The organism is Agrococcus sp. HG114, from assembly GCF_024723325.1.
Taxonomy (GTDB): domain Bacteria; phylum Actinomycetota; class Actinomycetes; order Actinomycetales; family Microbacteriaceae; genus Agrococcus.
In genome coordinates, this window is record NZ_JANQCH010000195.1 from 1 (window position 1) to 2,286 (window position 2,286).

The 2,286-nt window shown below is 75.0% G+C and carries 2 protein-coding genes; one reads left to right on the plus strand and one right to left on the minus strand.

Features of this window, described 5'->3' with window-relative positions; genetic code table 11:
* On the plus strand, positions 1–980 hold a 980-nt coding region (locus tag NWP09_RS12495; protein WP_258275826.1), incomplete at its 5' end, for an endonuclease domain-containing protein.
* 152 nt (positions 981–1,132) lie between these two features.
* On the opposite strand, the gene mgrA is transcribed toward NWP09_RS12495, so the two are convergent.
* Entirely contained in the window at positions 1,133–2,191 is a 1,059-nt protein-coding gene (mgrA, locus tag NWP09_RS12500) for an L-glyceraldehyde 3-phosphate reductase (RefSeq protein ID WP_258275827.1), read from the minus strand.
* Between the last annotated feature and the right edge of the window lie 95 nt (positions 2,192–2,286).

The following is a 2,286-nucleotide window of genomic DNA, read 5'->3' on the forward strand; positions in this document are numbered from 1 at the left end:
GTCCACAGCGGAGGGCGCCGACGGCACCGGTGCCGCGCTGGATCGGGCAGGGTGCCGCGGTGCGCAGCCCGCAGCCCCTGCCTGAGCCGTTCGCCGGCGTGCCCTTCCGCGTGCGCGACGCGCGGCTCGCCGGCGTGAGCGGCAGCCGCTTGCGGCGCGGCGACCTCAGCACCCCGTTCCGAGGAGTGCGCGCGATCGCGGCGGACGACCTCCGATCGCGCGCGGCCGCCTACGCAGCGAAGATGCCGGCGCACCAGGCGTTCGGCGGCGCGACGGCCGCGCGACTCTGGGGACTGCCGCTCCCGACGCGATGGCATCCTTCGGAGCCGCTCGTCATCGCGAGGCCGAGCGGCTCGACGCGCGGCTCCGCAGCGGGGACGCGGCACATCGCATTCGACGGAGCTCGGCTCCGCACGACGGCGCATCGCGGCGTGCGCCTGCTGACCCCGCTCTCGACCGCGGTGATGCTCGCGAGGGAGCTCGACCACGAACGGCTCGTGCACGTCGTCGACGCCCTGCTCACCGCATCGAGGCGATACCCCGACCTCGCGCTCCCGCGTCGCCCGCACATGACTTCCGAGCAGCTCGAGTCGCAGCTCGCGCGGCTCCACGGCCTCAAGGGAGTCCCGTCGCTGCGGGCGGCCGCGGCCGACGCTCGTCCGGGCGTCGACTCGCGCTTCGAGAGCATCACCCGCCGTGTGATCGTGCGAGCGGGCCCGCCCGAGCCCGCGGTGCATCCGCTCGTCGTGGTCGGCGGCGTCGAGCTCCATCCGGACCTCGGCTATCCCGAGCTCGGGGTCGCCGTCGAGTACGAGGGCGAGGGGCATCTCGATCCCGAGCGGTGGGCACGGGACATCCTGCGCTACGAGATGCTCGAGGCCGCCGGCTGGATCGTCGTGCGCATCACGAAGGCCGACCTCGCGCGCGGGGGCGAGCGCTGCGCGGCACGCGTCCGCGCGGCGCTGCGTCGCCGGGCCTGACCCGAGCCACCCCTGCGATGTGCACGTTCGCGCCCGCTGCGGGTCGCCGATCGGGCGCGAACGTGCACAACGCACGAGTGGCGCTCGGCGGGGCGGGGGGGGTTGGGGGCGCAGGGCGGGCGCGAGGGCGAGGGATCGGCGGAGAGGGAGGGTCAGCTGCGGGAGTCGCGCGCGGCGGCCCAGAGGTCGACGCCGGGCTCGTCCTTCGCGAGCTCGTCGATCTCGGCCAGCTCGTCGGGCGAGAACGCGAGGTGCTCGAGGGCGCCGAGGTTCTCCTCGAGCTGCTCGAGCCGCGAGGCGCCGATCGTGAGCGAGGTGACGCGCTCGTCGCGCAGCGCCCACGCGAGCGCGAGCTGGGCGAGCGTCTGCCCGCGCCGCTCGGCGATCGCCGCGAGGCCGCGGATCCGGTCGGCCGCCGCGTCGGAGATGCGCGGGTCGAGCGCCTTGCGCTCGCCGCCGCGGGCGGCACGCGAGTCCGCGGGCACGCCGTCGAGGTACTTGCCGGTCAGCAGGCCCTGCGCGAGCGCGGTGAAGCCGATGACCCCGATGCCGAGCTCGCCCGCGGCATCGAGCAGCCCATCCGTCTCGATCCAGCGGTTGAGCAGCGAGTACGACGGCTGGTGGATCGTGAGCGGCGTGCCGAGCGACTCGAGGATCGCGTGCGCCCGCCGGGTCTCGTCGGCGCTGTAGCTCGAGACGCCGACGTAGAGCGCGCGCCCCGTGCGCACGATGTGGTCGAGCGCCGCCATGGTCTCCTCGAGCGGCGTCTCGGGGTCGGGGCGGTGGTGGTAGAAGATGTCGACGTAGTCGAGGCCCATGCGCGCGAGCGACTGGTCGAGGCTTGCGATCAGGTACTTGCGGCTCCCGCCGAAGCCGTACGGGCCGGGCCACATGTCCCACCCGGCCTTCGTCGTGACGAGGATCTCGTCGCGGTGCGCCGCGAGGTCGCCGGAGAGCACGCGGCCGAAGTTCGACTCCGCGGCGCCGAAGGGCGGGCCGTAGTTGTTGGCGAGGTCGAAGTGCGTGACGCCGCGGTCGAAGGCGGTCGTGATGAGCGCCCGCTGGCGCTCGAGCGGCACGTCGTCGCCGAAGTTGTGCCACAGGCCCAGGGTCAGCAGGGGCAGCTTGAGCCCGGAGCGGCCGACGCGGCGGTAGCGCATCGCACCCGGTCGCTCGGCGTCGTACCGGGCGGGGTCTGCCTGCCAGCTCATCGCCGGGCTCCCGCGTGCGGCTCGGCGGCGGCCCGGACGTCGGTGCCCGCGGCAGCCTCGGCGGCGACGAGCGAGCGGGTCGCGCCGCGCAGCGC